Genomic DNA, 24,096 nt, shown 5'->3' on the forward strand with positions numbered 1-24,096 from the left:
AAATAGAAGACCTCTAAACAGAGGGAAAACCAATTAAGTCTCTCAAAAAGCAACAGACGGTATCCTCGGTTTTGCAAGCTTTGTTTAGAGTGAGCCACAGCTCTGTCTTGTCTTTCTTCCCAATAATGAATACAATGGAGTCATTCCCCTTTCGTTGTTCCGCAATACCTTATTTTATGAGGGGAAGACGGTTTATATAATAAGTGGCGGTTTGTTTTTCTAAATCTGTTCCTTATTTCTGAATATTGTGCTAATACTATACAAGGAAAAGGAATAAAAATAAACGGAGCATAATAGGATATGACAATTCGTAAGTTCCTATTATTTTAGAAAGCTCAAAATATATTGAATTAAAACAAACAATTTTTTAGTGAAGAACTTTCTTTAAAATAGGTTTATGGCAATCTTTAAGTAATTTATTGATATTTTTCTAGTGTTTTTTTATTTGATTACTAATCTTATTATTAGGCATCCTACTTATAGCCTTTTTTGCATAAGTTATATAGTTCCCATAATTATATGTATCATATTTATATAGCCTTTTTTCTGCCTCATTCCATACTACTTTTCTATTTCTTTTGGCTCCTTTGTAAGAGAATTTTTTTAAAATTCGCCTTCTAAAAATTGGCTCTTCATATTTATAAGAATAAAATTTTGCTCTACTTATATATCTTTTCATTTTTCTATAATACCCTGAAAGACTTGATTTTTTTAATCTTATACTTTCGCCATCAAATTCAAAACCTAAATATGTTAGATTTTTATTTCTATTAATAGTATCCTCAAAAATTTGTGCACATGTTAATTTATTATTCTCTCTTTTAAATTCAAATACTTGAGTTTTTGCCTCTTGTATCTCTAATTTATACTTTGTAATCTCTTCCACTACAAAATGACAAACTTCCTTTCTGTATTCATAAGTACAGATAACAATAATATCGTCTGAATATCTTTTATAATGCCCTCCGATCTTTTCAATATAACTATTAATATCCTTGTCAAAATCTACTAAATAGATATTTGCTAAAGTAGCACTAATGGGGGAGCCCTGTGGAATCCCAAATGTTCTTGGTATAATTTGGTCTCCTTTTTTAATAGTTTTAAACGAATGAACTAATTTATGTTTTACCTTAAGAAATTCCTTTTTTTCACAGAAAGCTATTGCATTTTGATTCCTTAAGAATTTTATCTTGCTAATCTTCTTTCTTTTAACTGGCTGTTGTATTCCCCTAGTTGTTATTTTTTGTGTCAGGATACTACCTTGAAAAAAACTGAATATATCCACTAAATCTACATAACTGAAACGTGTAATGTTTTTGTATATATTAAAATGATCTATAGGTAATTTATCTACAGAAAGAACTTCTTCCCACTTTTCTCTTAATATTCTATGATCCAAGTTATCAAAAAAACTAGTAATATCAAAAGCTATTACACAGAAAAAATCTTTAGGATATTTCTTTATTAAATCAAAAGCATCATTTGCAATCTCGATATTAGATTTATTAGTGCTATTTGGGTTATTCTCATCAATTGGGATACTTCTATAAGCACAAACAACCTCATCTAATTTATATTCCTTTATAAGTTTTTCATATTTATCAGACAACTGATAAGAATAATAACTAAAAATAAGAGAATCTAAATGACTTGCATAGAAAAGCTCTCTTTTTTCTGACCTTTTACTCTTTGTATTTTATTAGTTCCTTCTGCCTTTATAGGATTTCCTTCCTCATTATATTCCTTACGAAACTTACGGACTAATGAGGTTTTATGGATAAAAGGCAGGAATGAATGTTTAGCTATATTCTCAGGACTAAGTATATAAGACATTACCCTTTTTTTTATCTTTAATAGAAATAGGTCTTCCTATATGAGGGTATTTTTTTAACTTAAACCAATCCTTCTTGTTTTTTCTCATGTTTTCTTTATAAAAAGAGTAGTGAAATCCAAATGCGGAGCCGTGCTTTTTAAGAAGATAACACTATCTTCATAGAACCATGTATGCTAATACGATATACTAACCAATTAAAATCGATCAATATATCACTCCGTCTTCTATTTGGGTAGAAAAATATTAATGCTATATTTGCACATTCGTGCTAAACCTAACATTATGAAAGTTATGTATATCATATCTAAGATATTAACCTTAGCTGGACTTGCTCAAAGTAGAATTATTTCTCTTGAGATTTGTCTCTATGAAATGACATTTCCCTTATAGTTTTTCATATAAGGCTATAGGATTTCTCCTAACCAAAAAACACAATAGTTCGGCTATTTCACTACTCTTATATTTTCAACCTTGTATTCTAAAATCTCTGCAAATATACAACTAAAAACCAAAAAGGCAAGCCTCAGCCTGCCCTTTTAGTTTTATTTTGAAAGATACATCTTCCTCCTTGTATAAATATCGTAGAAAGCATCATCTTTAAGGCTATCTATAAACAAGATACTTTCGCCAGTAGATTTCATTTCAGGTCCTAACTTCTTATCTACATTCGGGAATTTGTTGAATGAGAACACAGGTTGCTTGATAGCAAAACCCTCTAAGTGCGGATTGAAATGGAAATCAGTGAGTTTCTTCTCGCCAAGCATTACCTTAGTAGCGTAGTTCACATACGGCTCTTGGTAGGCCTTGGAAATAAACGGTACGGTACGCGAAGCGCGTGGGTTTGCCTCGATGATATACACTACATCATCTTTTACAGCAAACTGCACATTGATAAGCCCTACCGTGTTGAGTGCTAAGGCTATTTTATGAGTATGGTCTTTTATTTGTTGCAATACAAATTCACCCAAGTTGAATGGTGGCAAGGTAGCGTTACTATCGCCTGAGTGAATACCACAAGGCTCTATATGTTCCATAATACCAATGATATATACATTCTCACCGTCGCATATCGCATCAGCTTCAGCTTCTATAGCTCCGTCTAAATAGTGGTCAAGTAGGAGTTTGTTATTAGGTATCTTGCGCAATAGGTCTACCACGTGGGCTTCCAACTCTTCTTTGTTGATAACAATCTTCATTCCTTGTCCGCCCAATACATACGAAGGACGCACGAGTAGCGGGAAGTCAAGTTCATCGGCGAGTTTTAGCGCCTCATCGGCAGTTTCAGCTACTCCAAAACGCGGATAAGGAATGTTATTCTCTTTCAGCAGAGTTGAAAAGCTACCTCTATCTTCTGCCAAATCCAACGACTGGAAGCTGGTGCCTATAATTTTGATACCGTATTTATCTAATTTCTCAGCTAATTTCAGGGCTGTTTGTCCGCCGAGCTGTACGATGACTCCCTCTGGTTTTTCGTGCTGGATAATATCGTAGATGTACTCCCAGAACACAGGCTCAAAATAGAGTTTGTTAGCTGTATCAAAATCGGTGGAAACGGTCTCAGGGTTGCAGTTAATCATTATGGTTTCATAACCGCACTCTTCAGCAGCTAATACCCCGTGCACACAGCAGTAATCGAACTCAATCCCCTGCCCTATGCGGTTAGGTCCTGAACCGAGTACTACCACCTTTTTGCGGTCGGTTACTACGCTGTCGTTGGCTACGTATTCCTTGCCGTCAGCGGTGCGAATAGGCGCCTCGAAAGTAGAATAATAGTAAGGGGTTTGCGCCTTAAACTCAGCAGCACAAGTGTCTACTAATTTGAATACACGGCGTATATTCAGTTCCTCGCGTTTTTTATGCACCTCACTTTCCCAACAGCCCACCATATAAGCAATTTGTCGGTCGGCAAAACCTTTTTGTTTGGCTTCAAAAAGGAGTTCTTTAGGTAGCGTGTCTATTTTGTAGCGCGATATTTCTTTTTCGAGCGCACAGAGTTCTTCATATTGTTTGAGGAACCACATATCTATCTTGGTGATTTCGTGTATACGGCTCAGCGGGATACCCATTTGTACCGCATCGTATATTACGAATACCCTATCCCAACTTGGGTAGGTTAGTTTCTCAATAATCTGTTCGTAATTTTTATAGCCTTTGCCATCAGCTCCTAAACCATTGCGTTTGATTTCGAGCGATTGGGTGGCTTTCTGCAATGCCTCTTGGAAAGAACGCCCTATACCCATTACCTCACCTACCGACTTCATTTGCAATCCTATAGTACGGTCAGAGCCTTCGAACTTATCGAAGTTCCAACGCGGTATTTTCACAATCACATAATCTAACGTAGGCTCGAAGAAAGCTGAAGTAGATTTGGTGATTTGGTTTTGCAATTCGTCTAAATGGTAACCGATAGCCAGTTTGGTGGCAATCTTAGCAATAGGATAACCTGTAGCCTTAGAAGCCAAAGCCGAAGAACGCGATACACGTGGGTTGATTTCAATAGCGATAATATCTTCCTTTTCATCAGGCGACACGGCAAACTGCACATTGCAACCACCAGCAAAATCGCCTATACTACGCATCATCTTAATAGCCATATCGCGCATACGCTGGAAAGTGCGGTCAGATAGAGTCATCGCAGGGGCTACGGTAATAGAATCCCCAGTGTGGATACCCATAGGGTCCATATTTTCAATGGTACAGATAATTGCCACATTGTCGTTCTTGTCGCGCAAAAGTTCAAGCTCATACTCCTTCCAGCCTAAAAGCGCTTTATCGATAAGCACCTCGTGGATAGGCGAGGCTTCTAAACCGCGATTGAGGAGCATATCAAAATCCTCTTTTTTATAGACGATAGAAGCTCCTGTACCGCCCAAAGTAAAAGACGGACGTATTACCAGTGGAAAACCAAAGCGTTGTGCGATTTCTTTTCCTTTAAGGAAAGAAGTAGCCGTTTCAGACGGTGCCATAGGGATACCGATTTCATCGAGCAACACGCGGAATTTCTCGCGGTCTTCAGTGATTTGTATCGCATCGATATCTACCCCGATGATTTCCACCCCAAAGTCTTTCCAGATCCCTTTCTCATCAGCCTCAATACAGAGGTTAAGCGCTGTTTGTCCGCCCATAGTAGGGAGTACGGCATCTATTTCGGGGTGAGCTTTTAGAATTTCCACTAATGATTTAGTGGTGAGAGGTTTCAGATAGACCACATCCGCCATAGAGGGGTCAGTCATAATAGTAGCAGGGTTAGAGTTAATAAGTATGGTTTTGATACCATCTTCGCGTAAAGAGCGCAACGATTGCGAGCCTGAGTAGTCAAACTCACAGGCTTGTCCGATGATAATAGGTCCTGATCCGATGAGCAGAACACAATGTAGGTCGTTTCTTTTTGGCATTTTATATAGATATTGCTATGTTTATCATAAAAAAATAGCTACATTTTTCAAATGAAAAACATAGCTATTGTATTATTAGAAAAGAATATCCCACCGTATCTCTTGAGAGTACTGCTTAAAGGGGTACAGGGGAGGGCTTGTGATTTAATATTCTTTAGTGTGCTCATTTAATATCGTTGAATAACGGGGCAAAGGTAGTAATTATTTTAAAAATAACAAAAAAATAGTAGTTAGTCTTTAGGAGGTAATCATTATCAAGTAATAACGAACCTCTAAATTAAGAAAATATTATTATTTTTGCAACGTTTGGCGCAATATTTGATTATCACAATCTGTTTATTACAAATCAACTAATTACTCATTTTACTGATTAATTTATGGTTCACATCGACGAAAAAATATATCTTTGGCTCATAGCGGTACTCATTCCGCTATTCATTATTTTTGTACTTTCGATGCTTCGCAAACGCCGATTGCAAAAACAATTTGCTTCCTCATCAACTCTTAGACGTTTAGCCCCCGACCGATCCCGCTTCAAACTGTGGGTGAAGTGGAGTGTTTTGGCTGTAGTGTTTATACTGCTGAGCATTGCTTTGGCTAATCCTAAAATAGGCACTAAAATTGAGACTGTAAAACGTGAAGGGGTGGATATCGTTTTTGCTATAGATGTCTCTAAAAGTATGCTTGCTGAAGATGTAGCTCCTAACCGTTTAGAAAAAGCTAAACGTATTGCTTTTGAGACTATTAGTCAGCTAAAAGGCGACCGCGTGGGTATCGTGGCTTATGCAGCGAGTGCTTACCCTCAATTAGCACTCACAACCGACCATTCGGCAGCGAAAATGTTTCTCCAAGGTATGAATACCGATATGCTTTCCTCACAAGGCACTGCTATTCAAGAGGCAATACGTATGGCAAGCAATTATTTTGACGACAAGAGCCCTACAGCCCGCTTGCTCTTTATTCTCAGCGATGGCGAAGACCACGAAATGGGTGCTACTGAAATTGCTTCGGAAGCAAAAGAAAAAGGGGTACACATTTATACCATAGGTATTGGTACTGAAAAAGGAGCTCCTATTCCTATAAAAGAAGGAGGCGGACAAACTTATAAACGCGACAGCAATGGTGAGGTAGTAATTACCAAGCTCAACCCCGAACTCTTGCAACAGATAGCGAGCAATGCAGGAGGTGAATACCTCAACGGTGATAACACACAAAAAACAGTAAACCAAATTAATAAAATATTAGATGGTACTGAAAAGAGTCAGTTTGACACTCAAAAGTTTGTAGATTTTAAAGATCAATTTCAGTGGTTTTTAGGAGGTGCTTTACTATTACTTCTATTAGATCTTACTATTTTTGAACGCAAAACACAATGGGTGAAGAAATTGAATCTTTTTAATGAAAGAAAAAAGTAATAAATAAGAATAAAAAAATTCGTGTATGATGACCAACACTAGTTCCCCCTTTGGAGGGGCTAGGGGGAGGTTCTCAAAGAGATATTTTCTACTATGAAAAACATTCTATACATATCATTATCCTTACTCTCTCTCTCTGCTTTTGCTCAAACTAAAACAGAGAAAGAAGCTCAAAAAGCAATGGCTAACTCTAAAAAATACACTTATGAAGGTAATACTGCCCTCAAAAGTGATAAACCTATACAAGCCGAAGTGGAATATCGCAAAGCAATAGCCGAAGATAAAAACAATGCTACTGCCCAATATAACCTCGGCACTATGTATTACCAACAAAAAAGTTATGACGAGGCTTTCTCCCGACTCAAAAACGCTTCTGCTTCCGATAAAATCAGTGAAGACGAAAAACATAGAGCGTTCCACAATTTGGGTAATGCCTTTATGAAGAAAAAAGAATACGAAAAGGCTGTTCTTACTTATAAAGAAGCTCTTCGCCATAACCCTAAAGACGAGGAAACTCGTTACAATTTGGCTGTAGCCAAAGAAATGCTCAAACAAAATCCTCCACCTCCACAAGACAACAAGAATGATAAAGATAAAAATAACCAGCAAAATCAGAACAATCAACAAAATCAACAAAATCAACAAAATCAACAAAATCAACAAAATCAACAAAACCAAAACAATCAGCAAAATCAACAAAACCAGAATAACCAAAACCAAAATAATAAAAATAACCAGAACAACCAAGATAACAAGGACAACAAAGATCAAGGCGATAACAAGCAAGATAAAAATAAGGATAAGGGTAACGATCAAAAAGACCCTAATCAAAACAATCAACAAGATAAAGACCAAAACGGACAAGGGCAAGGTAGACAACAGCGTCCTTCATCTCTTTCTCCACAACAAATGGAGCGCATTTTAGAAGCTATGAACAACGAAGAACGCAAAACTCAAGAGAAAATCAATGCTCAAAAAGTAAAAGGTCAGCGTGCTAAATCTGAGAAAGATTGGTAATAGAAGTGAATAGCAATTCACCTTTTTAACAAATAATAATAAAAAATGAAATACAAGATTATATTCTTTATAACTTTCTTAATCCAAAGTCTCTATGCACAACAAGTAGAGTTTAAAGCCGAAGTGAGTAAAAATCAATTAGGGGCTAACGAACGCTTGCGTATAGAGTTCTCTATGAATAAAGATGGGGATAACTTTACACCACCTAATTTTCACGGATTTACAGTGGTAATGGGTCCCTCACAATCGATTTCTAAATCGTGGATTAACGGAGTAAGCAGTTTCTCCAAAACCTATGTCTATATCTTAGAACCTAAAACCAAAGGTAATTTTACTATTGGGCAAGCAAGCATAGAGATTGACGGTAGGACTTACCGCACAAATCCTATTAATATTACTGTTACCGATGCTGTAAAAACTCCTACAATGGAGAAAAATAGCAATGATTATGCTCGTGAAGGTTTATTTCTCTTAACTGAAATATCAAACCCTAATCCTTACCTAAACGAGGCAGTAATTGTTACTTATCGCTTGTATGTAGGTAGAGGTATTGCGGTAAATAACTTCCAAGAATTGAACACCCCTAAATATCCTGAGTTTTGGAGTCAAGAGATTAGAGCGAACGACTACCAAGTAGAGGAACGCACCTATAAAGGTCAGGTGTATCGCACAGTAGTGATGAGACGCAAAATGATACTCTATCCCCAAAAAACGGGTAGCATCACCTTAGAACCATTGAATTTGAACGTGTTACTCACTGCTCCTACAGGACAGCGCGATTTCTTTGGCGGTCTTGTATACGAAAGTATGGAACGAAAAGTTTCTTCAGGTAGTGCAGTAATCAATGTAAAACCATTACCTGAGCAAGGTAAACCTGATAACTTCTCAGGAGCTGTGGGTGATTTTTCATTTGCAGTAAACCTTACTCAACCTACCCTTAAAGCTAATGAAAGTACCCAGCTAAAAATAGAAATATCAGGTAACGGAAATTTCAAATTATTTGATTTGCCTAAACCTAATTTCCCATCATCATTAGAAGTATATGCTCCTGAACAAAAAGACGATGTACTCCCCTCACTCAATAGCGGGATGAAAGGTCGATTAGAGCAAACCTACACTATTGTACCTGAGTACAAAGGTAAATATCCTATCTCTGGACTCTCTTTTTCGTACTTTAACCCTAAAACACAAAAGTATGAAACTGTAAAAACAAACGATTTATGGATAGATGTAACTGAAGGTCCTACCCCTGATAGCGACACTACAGCCAACGAACCGACTACCGCTCCTAAAACTTTAGGTGGTTTGCAAATGAATGCCGACTTCCAAGATATACACACTCCTGTATTCTTCGGTTCTACCAGCTACTATTTGTGGTTGTTCTTGCCATTATTGCTCATCCCGATAGCTCTTATTTGGTGGCATATCAGAATGCAAAGAGCTAGTGATGTAGAAGGAAATAAAGTAAGGGCAGCTAACAGATTAGCAAAGAAATATTTAGGCGAAGCCAAACGCAAATTAGGTGATAAAAACACATTCTACGAAGCCTTAGAACGCGCTTTACACAATTATTTAAAAGCTAAATTGAAGATTGAAACTGCCGAAATGAGCAAAGATAAAATCACTGAATTATTGCTCAACCAAAAGGCTAATGAGGCTACTGTAACACAATTTATGGCATTACTCGCTAATTGTGAAATGGCACGATATTCACAACACCACACCGATGCCTCTATGGAAAAAGATTTTGGAGATGCTGTAGAAGTGATTTCAGCACTCGACAAACAAGTGAAAAACAAGTAATCGCTAAACAAAATGAAAAATAATATTTTTATCTATATCCTTCTGTTAGTTTCTGTGCAACTTTTTTCACAAGACAACCATATCAATCTGTTTGAAAAAGGTGCTCAGTATTATCAGCAAGGTGAATATACAAACGCTATTGAGCAATACAAAGCCATATTAGCACACGGAAAAGAATCGTCTGCTTTGTACTACAATTTAGCAAATGCTCACTACAAGCTAAATCACGTACCAGAGAGCATTTATTATTATGAGAAAGCCCTACAGCTCAACCCCGATAATCAGCAGGCTAAAGACGGACTATTATTGGCAAACCAAATGAAAGTAGATGCGATTGTACCTCTGCCCAAAACGTGGTTACGCCAGTTCTCTGATGCTGTTACAGGACTATTTAGCTTACAGACGTGGGCAATACTCTCTATAATAGGTGTCATCGCCTTTGTATTAAGTTTTCTTTGCTACTATTTTTTAGAAAAAAGCTCTCTCAAACGACTCTTTTTCACTCTAATGTTCGTATCAGTAGCAATAGCAGTAGGCACCTATTTTATTGCAAACTTTCACAAAAAACAAGTAGATGGTGAGAAGTACGCTATCTTATTTGACAAAACGGTACGAGTATTCTCGGAAGCTAATGCCTATAGCAGTGAGGTGGTACAACTACACGAAGGCACCAAAGTAGAGATTACCGAAAAGAAGAACGATTGGGTAAAAATACGTTTAGCTAATGGAAAAACTGGTTGGACTAAAGTAAGTAGTTTGAAAGTATTGTAAGTATTTGCTGCAAACTTTCCTCTTTAGTCAATTCGTCCATTGCGAGACTATGAGTAGCTTGAGTATAAAACGCATTGCGCTCAAAGAGATGCTTGCGAATAAAATCTTCTAAATCCTCCTTTTTTAGTTCCTTTAGCAAAGGTCGGGAGGTGGATTTAGCCAAACGTTTTGCTAAGGTTTTAGGAAGGTATCTTAAGTAAATAGATATATTACCTTCAGCTTTTATCAATTGCATATTATTACCAAAACAAGGGGTACCTCCCCCTAATGAAAGGATACAATCACCTTCTTTTTGCAGGAGTTCTTGCAAATAGAAGGTTTCTTTTTTGCGAAAATATATCTCTCCTTTGGTAGCAAAAATATCTTGCACACTCATTTTTTCGGCAGTAGCAATATAAGTATCAAGATCTACAAAAGGTACATTTTTAGCAACTGCTAAGGCTTTTCCAAGCGTAGATTTACCACTTCCCATATAACCGAGTAAAATTATTTTCATCTGTAATTTATTGGATTGTAAGGTTTTGAAAAATACTTTAAAAATAAAATGCAAAAATAATACTTTTTTTCTTGCTACGTAAAAAAAATGTTATATCTTTGCACCCGCAAACAAGAAAATACTGATTGTCATAATGACTCGGTAGCTCAGCTGGTAGAGCACGACACTCTTAATGTTGGGGTCCAGGGTTCGATCCCCTGCCGGGTCACAGGGTTATACAATTATTGTTATTTTTTATAGGACTTGGTAGCTCAGTTGGTAGAGCACAACACTTTTAATGTTGGGGTCCTGGGTTCGAGCCCCAGCCAGGTCACAAGGGTTATACAATTTGTTTTTTTATTTTTTTAAGGGACTTGGTAGCTCAGTTGGTAGAGCACAACACTTTTAATGTTGGGGTCCTGGGTTCGAGCCCCAGCCAGGTCACAGACTTATTAGCCTACGTGGAGAAATTGGTAGACTTGCCATCTTGAGGGGGTGGTGCTCGTTAGGGCGTGCTGGTTCGAATCCAGTCGTAGGCACTTTGGGGATAAGGATTTATATAAAAAAGAGACTATTCAAAATTTTGAATAGTCTCTTTTTTGTTGTTTTGATTTGTAATCATACACTTTGTCAAAGCCTTTGGGCTTTAACAAAGTGTATGATATATCTTACTCGAAATTATCTATTTCTACTTTTAGGTTATTGATAATAAACTCTTGGCGATCAGGAGTGTTTTTACCCATATAGAACTCTAAAAGCTGCTCAGTATGGATAGATTTATCCATCATCACTGGGTCTAAACGGATATCTTCACCTATGAAATCTTTAAACTCATCAGGAGAAATTTCACCTAACCCTTTAAATCGCGTAATTTCAGGTTTCCCTTTGAGTTTTTCTATAGCGGCTTGTTTTTCTTCTTCGCTATAGCAGTATATCTTCTGTTGCTTATTGCGCACACGGAATAAAGGTGTCTGCAATATATATAGGTGTCCCTCTTTGATGATTTCTGGGAAGAATTGCAAAAAGAAAGTGATGAGCAATAGGCGAATGTGCATACCATCTACATCGGCATCGGTGGCGACTACGATATTGTTATAACGGAGGTCGTCCATAGAATCTTCGATGTTTAGAGCTGCTTGCAAAAGGTTGAATTCTTCATTTTCATACACTATTTTCTTAGTCATTCCATAGGTATTGAGAGGCTTACCGCGCAATGAAAAAACAGCTTGGGTAGTTACATCACGCGACTTGGTAATAGACCCCGATGCTGAATCCCCTTCGGTGATAAACAAGGTACTTTGAAGAGCGCGTTCATCTTTGGTATCAGTGAGATGCACACGGCAATCGCGGAGTTTACGGTTGTGTAAGTTTGCCTTTTTAGCTCTATCTTTGGCTAATTTGCGAATACCTGCCAATTCTTCGCGTTCCCGTTGCGCTTGCATAATTTTGCGCAAGATAGCATCGGCAATTTCATTGTTTTTATGCAAGAAATCATCTAAATTTCGGCTTATGAAATCGTTGATATAAGTACGCACTGTAGGCATTCCTTCGCCCATCTCGGTAGAACCTAATTTGGTTTTCGTTTGACTCTCGAACACAGGCTCCATCACTTTGATAGAAAGCCCCGCGATGATAGATTTACGCACATCCGAAGGGTCGAAATTCTTTTTATAGAAATCGCGAATGGTTTTTACATAAGCCTCTTTGAAAGCATTGAGATGCGTACCTCCTTGTGTAGTATTTTGTCCGTTTACAAATGAGTAGTACTCTTCACTATACTGGGTTTTGCTATGCGAAATAGCTACCTCTATATCCTCACCTTTGAGGTGAATGATAGGGTATAGAAAATCTTCTTCGTTGTTATTTTCAGCTAAAAGGTCACGAAGTCCATTTTCAGAATAGAACTTTTCGCCGTTGTAGTTGATTGTGAGTCCTGGGTTGAGGTATACGTAGTTTTTAAGCATACGCACCACATACTCATTGCGAAATTTAAAGTTTTTGAAGATGGTATCATCAGGAATGAAAACGATTCCTGTTCCGCGTCTTTTGGTAGTTTCTTCTATAGGAGATTCTTCTTTTAAGATACCTCTTTCAAAAGATGCTGATTTAGATTGATTATCACGCACCGATTCTACCTTGAAGTAAGCTGAAAGAGCATTCACTGCTTTAGTACCCACCCCATTGAGTCCGATAGATTTCTTAAACGCACGAGAGTCGTATTTACCACCCGTATTCATTTTAGAAACTACATCTACGACTTTCCCTAAGGGGATACCACGACCATAATCGCGTACTTCCACTTTATTATCGTTGATTTTCACGTCGATAGTTTTACCCGCACCCATTATAAACTCGTCGATGCTATTATCTATTACTTCTTTGAGGAGCACATAGATACCATCATCGGCTGAAGAGCCATCTCCCAGCTTTCCGATGTACATACCAGGGCGTAAACGTACGTGTTCTAAGGGGTCGAGAGAGCGAATGCTATCCTCGTCATATCTTACTTCTTCCATAATGATTTTAGGTGTTTGAGGGGGCAAAGGTAGTAATAATTTGTCAATTAGTCAATTAGTCGATTTATAAATTAGCTGAGCATCCTCTGAGCTTTTTTTACAGCCTCCACGAAAGTATCTATCTCTTCAAAAGTGTTGTATACAGCAAAACTTGCTCGCACTGTACCTGGGATTTGATAAAAATCCATAATAGGTTGTGCGCAATGGTGACCAGTGCGTACTGCTATCCCTAATTGGTCGAGAATCACCCCTACATCGTAAGGGTGTACCCCCTGCAAGTTGAAAGATATAACAGCTGTACGTTGAGTTAAATCAGGGTTGCCATATAGGATAATCCCCTCTATAGTTTGCAGTTTTTCAATAGCATAAGCTAACAATTGATGTTCGTGATCCGCTATAGCCTCTATACCTAAGGAATGTATGTAATCAATAGCAGCACCAAAGGCAATACCACCACAAATGTTGGGCGTACCCGCTTCAAATTTATAAGGCAAATCAGCATAAGTGCTCTTTTCAAATTGCACTTGTTTAATCATCTCCCCTCCTCCCTGATAAGGAGGCAATTGCAACAATAATTCTTCTTTGCCATAGAGTACACCTACGCCCGTAGGTCCATACATTTTATGAGCCGATACGGCATAGAAATCTACATCAAGGGCTTGCACATCGGGTTGAAGATGTGGAGCTGCTTGCGCTCCATCTACCAATACAACAGCCCCTACACGGTGTGCTTGAGCTATAATTTCGGCTATAGGATGTATATTGCCCAACGCATTCGATACGTGTTGTACACATACCACTCGTGTACGTTCATTGAGCAGTTCGCTGTAGGCTTGCATATCCCAAATACCCTGCTCATTCATTGGGATTACCTTTAGGGTAGCCCCACTTCGCTCACAAGCCAACTGCCAAGGCACTATATTGCTATGGTGTTCTGAGGCTGAAATAATCACCTCATCACCCTCTTTCATAAGAGCAGCATAGCCATTGGCAACCAAGTTGATGCCGTGAGTTGTGCCTGCTGTAAAAATAATTTCGGAAGATTTATGAGCATTAAAATGGCGTTGTAGTTTTTGTCGTGCCTGCTCATAAGCATCGGTAGCCTCTTGACTAAGAGTGTGTACTCCACGGTGGATATTCGCGTTTTGATATGTATAGTAATGTACTATCGCCTCAATCACAGAGGTAGGCGTTTGAGAGGTCGCTCCGTTATCAAAATAGATGAGCGGGCGATTGTGGATTGTGCGGTTGAGTATAGGAAAATCTGCGCGTATTTCAGAGATGGTTTTCATTTTTTTTGTGAGATTTATTTTCTTCTCCACTTGTTTAATTGTTCTCGAGAAAGAAGTTTTTTCAATTTAGTGTTTTGTTCCCAATTTGTTTTCCAATCACAATAGTTATAGCTATTTACAATAGTCTTAGCATCTTTTAGCTCAATCTCTATTTCAGTGTTATCTAAAAGAATATTGTGCTTTATCTTTGTTTTTAGAATCGTACCATTGTGTCGCCTTACAATGCGATGATAGGCTTTTCTACCTATTCCACTATCTTTAAAAATGGCTTTTTTATAACTATAAGACATTGAGATTTATTTTTCATTGTGCAAATATAAAGCAAAAAATTAAAAAAACGACTCTTATAATTTTATTTTTGATTTAGTAACCCCAAAAAATAACTAACAACTAATAGCTAATTATGAGTGATTTACTAATCGACAAATTGGCTAATTGCCAAATTATTACTACCTTTGCGGTCTTAATTAGAAAAATAAAAAATGAAAACAGAAGACTTACTAAATATAGCACATACCTACGGAAATCCTGTGTATGTATATGATGCTGAGAAAATTAGCAGTCAATATCAACGTCTTACCAATGCTTTTGCCTCAGTACCTAAATTGCGTATCAATTATGCAATGAAGGCGCTTTCTAATATTGCTGTCTTAAAACTGATGAAGAGTTTAGGTGCTGGACTTGATACCGTTTCTATCCAAGAGGTACAATTAGGTTTATTAGCAGGTTTTGCTCCTGAACAAATTATCTTTACTCCTAATGGGGTATCGATGAGTGAGATTGAAGAGGCGATGCGTTTGGGCGTTCAGCTGAATATAGATAACCTTTCGTTCTTGGAACAGTTTGGAACGCAACACCCTGAAGTACCAGTGTGCATTCGCATCAACCCACACGTAATGGCAGGGGGTAACAGCAATATTTCGGTGGGACATATCGATAGTAAATTTGGGATTAGTATCCACCAAATTCCTCATATATTGCGCATTGTAGAGAATACGAAAATGCACATCAACGGTATCCATATGCACACGGGTAGCGATATTTTAGACATAGATGTATTCCTTTATGCTGCCGAAATACTCTTTGAAACAGCAAAAAACTTTAAGGACTTACAATTTATAGATTTTGGAAGTGGTTTTAAAGTGCCTTATAAAGAGGGGGATATACAAACGAATATAGAGGAATTAGGCGAACGCCTAAGTACACGATTTGCTGAATTCTGTAAAGAGTACGGGCGCGACCTTACATTGGCTTTTGAACCTGGTAAATTTTTAGTAAGTGAGGCAGGGCGCTTTTTAGTGAAAGTGAATGTGGTGAAACAAACTACTTCCACTGTGTTTGCGGGTATTGATTCGGGTTTTAATCACCTTATCCGACCTATGTTCTACGGGGCTACTCACTATATTGAAAACCTTTCTAATCCTGAAGGTAAAAAGCGTTTCTACTCGGTAGTGGGATATATTTGTGAGACAGATACTTTTGCTTCTAACCGACAAATAGCTGAAATTACTGAGGGTGACATTCTTTGCTTCCACAATGCAGGGGCATATTGCTATACAATGGCAAGCAACTACAATTCGCGTTTGCGTCCTGCTGAAGTATTGTGGCAAAATGGTGAGGCAAAACTCATCAGAAAAGCAGAGATTTTTGAAGATTTAGTAAGAAACCAAATATATTGATTTATCGATGAAACAATAAGTTAATTTGCCAATGAATAGAGCACTTTTGCGTTCTACTTCATTGGCAAATTAATAAATTAGCAAATTTGCTAATTATAAAAAGCGGTTGTGCCAGCTATCTTCTAAAGGCACTTCCCAATTTTCTTCGTATTCTATTTTGGTATTTACCAAATTGTTGAATACTATAGTTTGAGCCGATACAGCTTTATCTTTTACCATCTTCTTGAAATTGGCGAGGTTTTTATACGCAATATGTTCCCCTTGGCGGTAACTCACATTCATACGGTCGAGCAAAGTAACATTGTACTGGGCTTCTAAATCCTGAATGAAACGCGCTAAAACATCAAGAGAGCAGCCTCCTACACCGTGAGCATCGGGAGAGGCACCTATCACAATAAAGCGGTTGTAACGCAATTCAAAGGAGGAAAGCAATTCCTTGCCGTGTACCATCCAATGGCTTATAAAATCTTCTAACTGAGTGCGCAATTGCGCTTGTTCATCTTCCGTAAAACTGCGGTTACATTGGTATATCCACACACGGGCATCATCGGGGAGTTGTTTAAATTCTTTATACATTTTTTTAGGTTTCAGGTTATAGTTAGTGTTTCATTAATCGGTCTAAATTGCGCTTGTTGTCGCGGTCTTTGATGGTTTCGCGCTTATCGTATAGTTTTTTACCTCGAACTAAGGCAATATCCATTTTTGCTAAACCTTTATCATTGATAAAGAGTTTAAGTGGTACAATGGTAAGTCCGCTGTTTTTCACTTCTTTATTGAGTTTGCGCAACTCTTTTTTCTGTAAGAGTAATTTGCGTTCTGTTTTAGGACGGTGGTTGTAGTGCGTACCAAAATCATAGGCTTCAATAGTAGAGTTGATTACAAATAGTTCACCTTTGTCGTTGAACTCACAAAAACTCTCGGCTATAGAAGCTTTTCCTAACCTTATTGACTTTATTTCGGTACCCACAAGCACAATTCCCGCTGTATATTTGTCGAGAATTTCGTATTCAAACTTAGCGCGTTTGTTGAGTATCTGTACTGTTTTCTGAATTTTCATATATAGAGATTTTATCCTGGAATTCTCACTTTTATTTTATCAGTCATCGCATAAGCCTGACAAGTGAGAATATAGCCTTGCGATACTTGTTCATCGTTGAGCACTTCGTTCTTTGCCATTTTAGCTTCCCCCTCCTCTACCCTACCGATACAGCTACTACACACGCCATTGAGGCAAGAGTAAGGCGCATCGCATCCGCGAAAAAGAGCAGAGTTTAGGAGCGTTTGATTACGAGCACTCTCAAAAGTATGGATTTTACCATTGAGTTGCAGGGTAATGGCTACATTGCCTTGCAGGGTACTGTAATCTACATCGGCGGGGGAAGCCTCGAAGAGTTCGGTGAAAATGCGATCTTTATCAATTCCTCTTAACAGAAGCATTTCGCGAAGGTTTTTCACGAGTTCTGTAGGTCCACAAGCGTAGTAACGTCCCCAATTGAAGTGCTTGTACTTAGTAAAAAGTTCATTCACTATTTTATCGTTGATACGCCCTATATAGTGGTCGCCCCAAGGTTCTTGACTAAAAGCGTAATGCACAAAAAAACGGTCGGGATATTGCACTCTTAAGGCTTCAATTTCATCAAAAAATAGGGTTTCTTCTTTGGATTTATTACCATAGACGAATACCACTTTGATATTGGTTTTTGCTAAAGCAGTTTTGGCAATACTCATCATAGGAGTTACACCACTTCCTGCCGAAAAAAGCATAATATCACGGTTACCAAAAATATCGTAGAAGAAGACAAACGAGCCCATAGGAGGCATCACTTCCAATACATCACCTGCTTTGAGCTGAGTTGTGGCATAAGTAGAAAATAATCCGTTGGGTACACGTTTCACTGCCACGCTCAATTCACCTTCATTCACTCCTGAGCAAATGGAATAAGCACGGTGCACTTTTTGTCCGTTGATAGTTTGTTGTAGGGTAAGGTATTCACCAGCCTCAAAGCTAAATACTTTTTTTAATAGTTCGGGGACTTCAAAGGTAATCATTACCGATGAAGTAGTGAGGTGTGTGATTTTAGATATTGTTAGTTCGTGGAATTTATTCATTTATACATTTCGTTTAAGCCAAAGTAGCCTGAAGTTGAGGTGCTGAGCGTTTCAAAGGAAAAAGATGTTTTATCAGTTGATAGAGGCGCTCTACCTGAAGTATTAACCCCTGTGATTTCTTGTAGGGTACGAGCTAAAAGCGGCTCACTTTCATCACCTAATACTCCTAAATTACTACCTATTTCTTCTATAAAAATATCAGGAGACAAACCATTTACATAATCGCCTACTCCTTTAGCATTTTCTATTTTCATCACCAAAGGTTGCATTGCCCATTTGTGTTTAGGGTTTTTCACTTTTCCTTGCGCATCGGTATAATCGTAAATTGTAACCGAGCCCTGATTTTTACCTATGGTAGTAGCACCTACCTGCACCACTGTGATATAAGGCTTGAGCCCATTGATTACCAACTCACTAGCTGAAGCAGTATTTTCGGAAGTTATGATATACACCTTGCTCATTCGCAAGCTGTTAATTGCTATTTTTCTACTATCTTTCACTATGTTATCGGTGAAATATTCACGAGAATTTCCTCGATGGGGCTGCACTTTGCTATTCCAGCGTTCAACGGCAAATACCTGCCCTGCAAACTGACCGGTAATCATTGAGGCTAAATAGGTAGCCGTATTCACACTTCCTCCACCGTTGTAACGCAAATCGAGAATGAGGTCGGTAACACCTTGCGCTTTGAAGTCGGCAAAAGCGTTGTTGAGCGCCTCATCAAAATCTGCTACAAAGGCATTATACATCAAATAAGCTATTTTTTTACCTCCTTTGTTGAAAACTTTATGAATGAGTACAGGGTTTTCGGGAGTTTGTTCTTGTCGCAAAGTATAGGTTTTCCCTGTAGGTTCAAATCTCTCATTCACAAATCTATAAGTAGCAAAAGAGATGATAGGTGTATCTTGTAACAGTTGTTGAACATTAGCACGTGTAAGCTGTTGCCCATTGATGTTCAGTATTACATCTCCACGTTGCAAACCTAATTTTTCGGCATCGGAATTAGGTACCACATAGCGCACATACGCCAAATAGATACCTAATTTTTTAACCAAACCAAAAGCATAATTCATTCCCAAACCAGCCGTAATCCCCTTGAAGTGGTTTTCAAGATCGGTGTAATTATCAGTGATATAGCTAAAGCGGTCTATTCGTTTATAATTATTCAGTAAGCCATTATAGAACAAATCCTTAGGATCACTAAAACTCTTCAAAAACTGGGTGTAACTTTTGTTTTTATCGGCTTTGGTATCAGGTAGAGAACCAAAACGATTGTCTTGCAAATTTTGCACATCGGCTTGCCACAAATAATAAGCATTCAAGCCTTTCCAAATAAAATCGCGTACGCGCAAATCTACATCGTTACCCGTGTAGTCGGAAGCACCTAAAAGAGAGGGATTGGTATTCTCTACTGGGTCTTTTACACAAGATAACACACTGATTGTGATGATTATATATAAAAAAAATCGCTTCATTTTTAAAATAATTTTCTACAAAAGTAATACTTTTTTTATATTTGCAAAAATTTTAATAGATAAGAGGTAACAGATAAAAGGTAAGAAGTAATATATTTAATTGTTTTCTTACAATATAAATTGTTAATTGATAATTGTTAATTGAATGAGTGATATTATCCGTTTATTACCGGACCACGTAGCCAACCAAATAGCAGCGGGAGAAGTGATTCAGCGTCCAGCATCGGCAGTGAAAGAGCTGATGGAGAATGCTATAGATGCCCGCGCTACCGAAATAAAACTGCTTATCAAAGACGCAGGTAAAACGCTTGTGCAGGTGATAGACAACGGTATAGGAATGAGTACTACCGATGCGCGTATGGCTTTCGAGCGTCACGCAACCTCTAAAATACAAAAAGCTGAAGACCTTTTTCACTTGCAAACCAAAGGATTTCGAGGGGAAGCGCTCGCTTCTATCGTCGCCATTGCCCACGTGGAAATGCAAACCAAACGCCCTGAGGACGAGTTGGGTACCGAGATACATATTGAAGGAAGTAAAATCACACGCCAAGAGCCTTGTGTGTGTCCTACGGGTACGAGTATTGCGATGAAAAACCTATTTTTTAACATTCCAGCACGTCGCAACTTTCTAAAATCGGATACGGTGGAATTTCGCCATATACTTGATGAGTTTCACCGCGTTGCCTTGGCACACCCTGCCATTCACTTCTATTTGTACAACAATGGCAATGAACTCTTCAACCTGCCTGCTACCAATTTCCGCCAGCGCATTGTGCATCTGTTTGGAGGAAAAACCAATGAAAAATTAGTGCCTATCATAGCCGAAGATACGCCTTTAGTGAAAATCAGTGGGTTTATTGTAAAACCTGAATATTTAGCAAAGACTAAAAACTTGCAATTCTTGATGGTAAACCACCGATTTGTGAAAAATCAATACCTCAACCACGCTATTACAGCCGCTTATGAGGGGCTTATTCACGCCGACCAAAAACCAGAGTATTTCATCTCTTTGGAGGTAGATCCTGCAACGATAGACATCAATATCCACCCTACAAAAACCGAAATAAAGTTTGAAGAAGAACACAGCATTTACGCTTTGCTAAAATCGGCAGTGAAACACAGTTTAGGTCAGTTTAACATTGCCCCTACCCTTGATTTTAGCAAAGACCCTACTTTTGATATTCCATATAACTACAAGGATAAAGCCCCTGAATTACCCAGAATACAAGTAGACCCCAATTTCAATCCGTTTAAAGAAGAGTACGAGAGCCGAAGCAGTAGCAGAAGTAGCTCTAATTTTGGTAATTATCCTAAAAAAACAGCCTCGTGGGAAAGTTTGTACACGGGAATTGAATCGGCGATAGATACATCGGCTTCAGAAACTATAGTAAGTTCACTTTTTGAAGCCGAACCTACTAAAAACCAGGGTAAGAAAATCATTGCATTAGCCAAAAAATACTTAGTTACTACTTTAGGTGGGGAACTTATCATCATCAACTGTAATAGGGCACACCAACGCATTTTGTTTGAAGATTTTATGAAAAATCTACAATCTTCACACACAGCAGTACAGCAGTTGATGTTTCCTTACGAACTGCCTTTTGCACCTCACGAATTAGAAGTGATTGCCCAATTGCGCGATCTTTTTGAGAGCAGTGGATTTATGTTCACTATAGAGAGCGACAAGGTAGTAGTAAGTGGCATCCCCTTACACCTTACTGATAGTGAGATACCTAATATTTTTCACGAACTATTGCAGCAGCATATAGAGGCGCTCCCTACTACCGAAAATACTCAAAAAGAGGCATTTGCCAAAGCCTTATGCAAAAGTTTAGCGGTAAAAACAGGGCAAGTGCTCAGTGAAGAAGAACAAGAAACTTTGATAAATAATTTGTTTAGTTGTCAAGAAGTGTTAATTTCGCCTTTTGGAAAGCGAATTTACTACAGTTTATCAACAAATGAAATTGATAACTTAATTAACTAATTTGCTAATTTAAATATGGAAAGAATATCAAAAACAGTATTACATCTGATTATTATCAATGCAGTGTTGTTACTCATTACAGAACTGCATCTTATCCCGAATATAGACCTTACACAATTGTTGGCACTTCATTATTTCGAGAATACTCATTTTGGGTGGTGGCAATACGTGAGTTATATGTTTATGCACGGTGATTTTATGCACCTATTCTTCAATATGTATGCTTTATGGGCTTTTGGTACTCCTTTAGAAAATATTTGGGGGCGGAATAAGTTTCTCTTCTTCTATTTCTCTTGTGGTGTAGGAGCAGCTTTGCTACACACTATGGTTAATTATTACTATGTACATCAAGGATTGGAAGCTCTTCAAAATGTAGGTGTATCAACTGAAGAGGTAATCAGCGCTCTTTCTGACAGAAAATATTTACCTATGTGGGAAACAATTATCAATAAGAGTACTTTTGATAATATGGCAGCTGCTATAGCTTCCCCTACTGTAGGTGCTTCAGGGGCTATTTATGGTATATTGGTAGCTTTTGCTATGTTCTTCCCCGATGCTAAACTGATGTTATTCTTCGTGCCTTACCCTATCGCTGCGCGCTATTTTATTCCTATCATTGTAGCCTTAGACCTCTTCTCAGGTTTTACAGGTTTTTCTCTCTTTGGTGGTAATATCGCTCACTTTGCTCACGTGGGAGGCGCTCTCATTGGCTTTCTTATTATGTTGTACTGGAAAAAACACAGCTTTGATAAGAATAGGTGGGACAGATTCAGGTAACAAGTAATAGATAACAAGCGATGAAGCGATTTATATTCATATTTGTATTGTGTTGGTACGGCACCAATATATGGGCACAAACAGAGGTGCGGGGCAGGGTGATGCACGACACCATTCCGCTATCGGGGGTACACGTGCTAAACCTCTATACTCACGCTATCACCACTACCGATGCCAACGGCTATTTTACCCTTAAAGCGCGTGAACGCCATACTTTGCAATTTACTTTTGTGGGAATGGAAACTGTATATCGCGTACTTACCAAAACCGATTTTGGCTTTGGAGGGCTTAACATAGTAATGAATATAGCTGTAAACCAACTAGATGAAGTACAAGTCTCACAATATCGAAAACTATCAGCTCAAGAGTTAGGTATCTTGCAACATACCCCTCAAGAGCGTACTTTTGCTGAAAAACGACTATATGCTAGCAAGGGATTGGGTATTGTTTCGATTCTAAATACTTTGTCAGGACAAAAAAAAATTATCAAAAAAATAGTAGCCAACGAAAAGAATTTAGCTGTAGCACAATACATTCGTGAAAATATGAGTCCTTTTCTACAAAAAGAACTCAAACTGAATGAAGAAGAAATAGACATTTTAGCTTATTTTGTAATGGAACGCCCAGAATTTCACGAGCTTGTGCGCAAAAAAGACAACAAACCAATGGAGTTTATGCTCTTAGAAGCGTGGAATGAAGTGCAAGCTGCACAAGCAACTAATTGATTACTGAACCAATGAGAGCCTTTTTCCTCATATTATGCTTAATAACCTCCTTTGCAATGAGAGGACAAACAACAACGCGCATTAGAGGAAAGGTATTCTACAACAATGCTCCTATAGAAGGGGTACACATTCAAAACATAGACAATCAGCATTACACAAGCACCGATGCAGAAGGTTCGTTTTCAATAGAAGCTCAAAAAGGGCATACCCTAAAAGCTACTTTTGTGGGTAAGAAAACTCTCTATCGCAGTCTTACCCAAGTAGATTTACATCGATTGGTCACTCTAAAAATGACCGATGTTACGATTACTTTAGACGAAGTAAGTGTGAGTGAAAGACCTAAGATAACTGCCCAAAGTTTAGGAATCCTACAACATACCCCAAAAGAGCGCACTTGGGAAGAAAAACGAGAATATGCCAATGCAGATATTCTTCAAGTAGATAAATTCACTCTCTATAAATTATTAGTAGGAAGTGTAGGGATAAATTTTATAGCTATCATCAACCAACTGAATGGAAAAGCAAAAATTATCAAACAACAAGTTATCAACGAAAAGAACCTGATGGTAGCACACTACATCGTAAATGAAATGAGTAACTACCTCAAGAATGAACATCATCTAACGGAAGAAGAAATAGGCACCTTGGCTTATTATATAATGGAGAAACCCGAAGCCCATCGCCTTGTAGAACGGAAAGAGAAGAAGGAATTAGAATTTATGTTATACGAATGGTGGAATGAATTAACTAATTTACAGAAAGAAGAAACAAAAAAAAATGTTAATAATTAATTGTTATTTAATAATTAATTTGTACCTTTGCTAACGAA

At 38.0% G+C, this 24,096-nt stretch carries 20 protein-coding genes and 4 tRNA genes; 13 read left to right on the forward strand and 11 right to left on the reverse strand.

What is annotated here, in order from left to right; genetic code table 11:
• Positions 1–430 precede the first annotated feature (430 nt).
• The 3 genes from CGC57_RS02625 to carB form a co-directional block, all read right to left on the reverse strand.
• Positions 431–1,609, reverse strand: a complete 1,179-nt coding sequence (locus CGC57_RS02625; protein WP_232034018.1) for a reverse transcriptase domain-containing protein — start codon at positions 1,607–1,609, stop codon at positions 431–433.
• A gap of 32 nt (positions 1,610–1,641) precedes the next feature.
• Positions 1,642–1,833 (reverse strand): hypothetical protein, encoded by a 192-nt coding sequence (locus CGC57_RS12955; protein WP_232034019.1) that lies wholly within the window; start codon positions 1,831–1,833, stop codon positions 1,642–1,644.
• 543 nt (positions 1,834–2,376) lie between these two features.
• Entirely contained in the window at positions 2,377–5,229 is a 2,853-nt protein-coding gene (gene carB / locus CGC57_RS02630) for a carbamoyl-phosphate synthase large subunit (protein WP_095897848.1), read from the reverse strand.
• Positions 5,230–5,606: 377 nt separating this feature from the next.
• Here carB and CGC57_RS02635 point away from each other — a divergent pair, with 377 nt between their 5' ends.
• The 4 genes from CGC57_RS02635 to CGC57_RS02650 all read left to right on the forward strand — a co-directional run bounded on the left by CGC57_RS02635 (position 5,607) and on the right by CGC57_RS02650 (position 10,235).
• Complete coding sequence (locus CGC57_RS02635; protein WP_095897849.1) at positions 5,607–6,644, forward strand: vWA domain-containing protein; 1,038 nt, start codon at positions 5,607–5,609, stop codon at positions 6,642–6,644.
• A 93-nt stretch (positions 6,645–6,737) separates the two neighbouring features.
• Positions 6,738–7,661, forward strand: coding sequence for a tetratricopeptide repeat protein (locus tag CGC57_RS02640; protein ID WP_095897850.1), 924 nt, complete (start codon positions 6,738–6,740; stop codon positions 7,659–7,661).
• Between the two features lie 45 nt (positions 7,662–7,706).
• Positions 7,707–9,464, forward strand: a complete 1,758-nt coding sequence (locus CGC57_RS02645) for a BatD family protein (RefSeq protein ID WP_095897851.1) — start codon at positions 7,707–7,709, stop codon at positions 9,462–9,464.
• Positions 9,465–9,476: 12 nt separating this feature from the next.
• Entirely contained in the window at positions 9,477–10,235 is a 759-nt protein-coding gene (locus tag CGC57_RS02650; RefSeq protein WP_095897852.1) for an SH3 domain-containing protein, read from the forward strand.
• Here the strand turns inward: CGC57_RS02650 and CGC57_RS02655 are convergent.
• Complete coding sequence (locus CGC57_RS02655; RefSeq protein ID WP_095897853.1) at positions 10,207–10,731, reverse strand: shikimate kinase; 525 nt, start codon at positions 10,729–10,731, stop codon at positions 10,207–10,209. The two genes, CGC57_RS02650 and CGC57_RS02655, sit on opposite strands and share 29 nt — an antisense overlap.
• A gap of 135 nt (positions 10,732–10,866) precedes the next feature.
• Between CGC57_RS02655 and CGC57_RS02660 the strand changes: the two genes are divergently transcribed.
• The 4 genes from CGC57_RS02660 (at position 10,867) to CGC57_RS02675 (ending at position 11,249) form a co-directional block, all read left to right on the forward strand.
• A tRNA-Lys gene (locus tag CGC57_RS02660) sits at positions 10,867–10,939 on the forward strand.
• A gap of 32 nt (positions 10,940–10,971) precedes the next feature.
• Positions 10,972–11,044 (forward strand) — tRNA-Lys (locus CGC57_RS02665).
• A 37-nt stretch (positions 11,045–11,081) separates the two neighbouring features.
• Positions 11,082–11,154: transfer RNA gene (locus CGC57_RS02670), tRNA-Lys, on the forward strand.
• Between the two features lie 11 nt (positions 11,155–11,165).
• Positions 11,166–11,249, forward strand: a tRNA-Leu gene (locus CGC57_RS02675).
• Between the two features lie 129 nt (positions 11,250–11,378).
• On the opposite strand, the gene CGC57_RS02680 is transcribed toward CGC57_RS02675, so the two are convergent.
• The 3 genes from CGC57_RS02680 to CGC57_RS02690 form a co-directional block, all read right to left on the reverse strand.
• Positions 11,379–13,226 carry a DNA topoisomerase IV subunit B gene (locus CGC57_RS02680; protein WP_095897854.1) on the reverse strand — a complete coding sequence of 616 codons (1,848 nt, stop codon included), beginning with the start codon at positions 13,224–13,226 and terminating at the stop codon, positions 11,379–11,381.
• Between the two features lie 71 nt (positions 13,227–13,297).
• Positions 13,298–14,518: an aminotransferase class V-fold PLP-dependent enzyme gene (locus CGC57_RS02685; RefSeq protein WP_095899447.1), complete on the reverse strand. Its 1,221-nt coding sequence runs from the start codon at positions 14,516–14,518 to the stop codon at positions 13,298–13,300.
• A gap of 14 nt (positions 14,519–14,532) precedes the next feature.
• Positions 14,533–14,808 (reverse strand): hypothetical protein, encoded by a 276-nt coding sequence (locus tag CGC57_RS02690; RefSeq protein ID WP_095897855.1) that lies wholly within the window; start codon positions 14,806–14,808, stop codon positions 14,533–14,535.
• A gap of 192 nt (positions 14,809–15,000) precedes the next feature.
• On the opposite strand from CGC57_RS02690, the gene lysA reads away from it, so the two are divergent.
• On the forward strand, positions 15,001–16,197 hold the full coding sequence (gene lysA, locus CGC57_RS02695; protein WP_095897856.1) for a diaminopimelate decarboxylase: 1,197 nt from the start codon (positions 15,001–15,003) through the stop codon (positions 16,195–16,197).
• 93 nt (positions 16,198–16,290) lie between these two features.
• Here the strand turns inward: lysA and CGC57_RS02700 are convergent, their stop codons facing one another.
• From CGC57_RS02700 to CGC57_RS02715, 4 genes are read right to left on the reverse strand one after another with little or no spacing between them, the layout of a single operon-like run.
• Positions 16,291–16,773, reverse strand: coding sequence for an ABC transporter ATPase (locus CGC57_RS02700; protein ID WP_095897857.1), 483 nt, complete (start codon positions 16,771–16,773; stop codon positions 16,291–16,293).
• A 22-nt stretch (positions 16,774–16,795) separates the two neighbouring features.
• Complete coding sequence (gene smpB / locus CGC57_RS02705) at positions 16,796–17,254, reverse strand: SsrA-binding protein SmpB (protein WP_002682121.1); 459 nt, start codon at positions 17,252–17,254, stop codon at positions 16,796–16,798.
• 11 nt (positions 17,255–17,265) lie between these two features.
• Positions 17,266–18,306 (reverse strand): ferredoxin--NADP reductase, encoded by a 1,041-nt coding sequence (locus tag CGC57_RS02710; protein WP_095897858.1) that lies wholly within the window; start codon positions 18,304–18,306, stop codon positions 17,266–17,268.
• Complete coding sequence (locus CGC57_RS02715; RefSeq protein ID WP_095897859.1) at positions 18,303–19,781, reverse strand: GFO_1087 family putative carboxy terminal peptidase; 1,479 nt, start codon at positions 19,779–19,781, stop codon at positions 18,303–18,305. Before CGC57_RS02715 ends, CGC57_RS02710 begins: the two co-directional genes overlap by 4 nt.
• Positions 19,782–19,926: 145 nt before the next feature.
• Here CGC57_RS02715 and mutL point away from each other — a divergent pair, with 145 nt between their 5' ends.
• The 4 genes from mutL to CGC57_RS02735 are packed head-to-tail and all read left to right on the forward strand — an operon-like array spanning position 19,927 to position 24,058.
• Positions 19,927–21,765, forward strand: a complete 1,839-nt coding sequence (gene mutL / locus CGC57_RS02720) for a DNA mismatch repair endonuclease MutL (RefSeq protein WP_095897860.1) — start codon at positions 19,927–19,929, stop codon at positions 21,763–21,765.
• Positions 21,766–21,780: 15 nt separating this feature from the next.
• Positions 21,781–22,542 (forward strand): rhomboid family intramembrane serine protease, encoded by a 762-nt coding sequence (locus CGC57_RS02725; RefSeq protein ID WP_095897861.1) that lies wholly within the window; start codon positions 21,781–21,783, stop codon positions 22,540–22,542.
• A gap of 20 nt (positions 22,543–22,562) precedes the next feature.
• Positions 22,563–23,267 carry a carboxypeptidase-like regulatory domain-containing protein gene (locus CGC57_RS02730; protein ID WP_095897862.1) on the forward strand — a complete coding sequence of 235 codons (705 nt, stop codon included), beginning with the start codon at positions 22,563–22,565 and terminating at the stop codon, positions 23,265–23,267.
• 11 nt (positions 23,268–23,278) lie between these two features.
• Complete coding sequence (locus tag CGC57_RS02735; RefSeq protein ID WP_172595612.1) at positions 23,279–24,058, forward strand: carboxypeptidase-like regulatory domain-containing protein; 780 nt, start codon at positions 23,279–23,281, stop codon at positions 24,056–24,058.
• The last annotated feature ends 38 nt before the right edge of the window (positions 24,059–24,096 follow it).

This window comes from Capnocytophaga sputigena, assembly GCF_002302495.1.
Classification (GTDB): domain Bacteria; phylum Bacteroidota; class Bacteroidia; order Flavobacteriales; family Flavobacteriaceae; genus Capnocytophaga; species Capnocytophaga sputigena.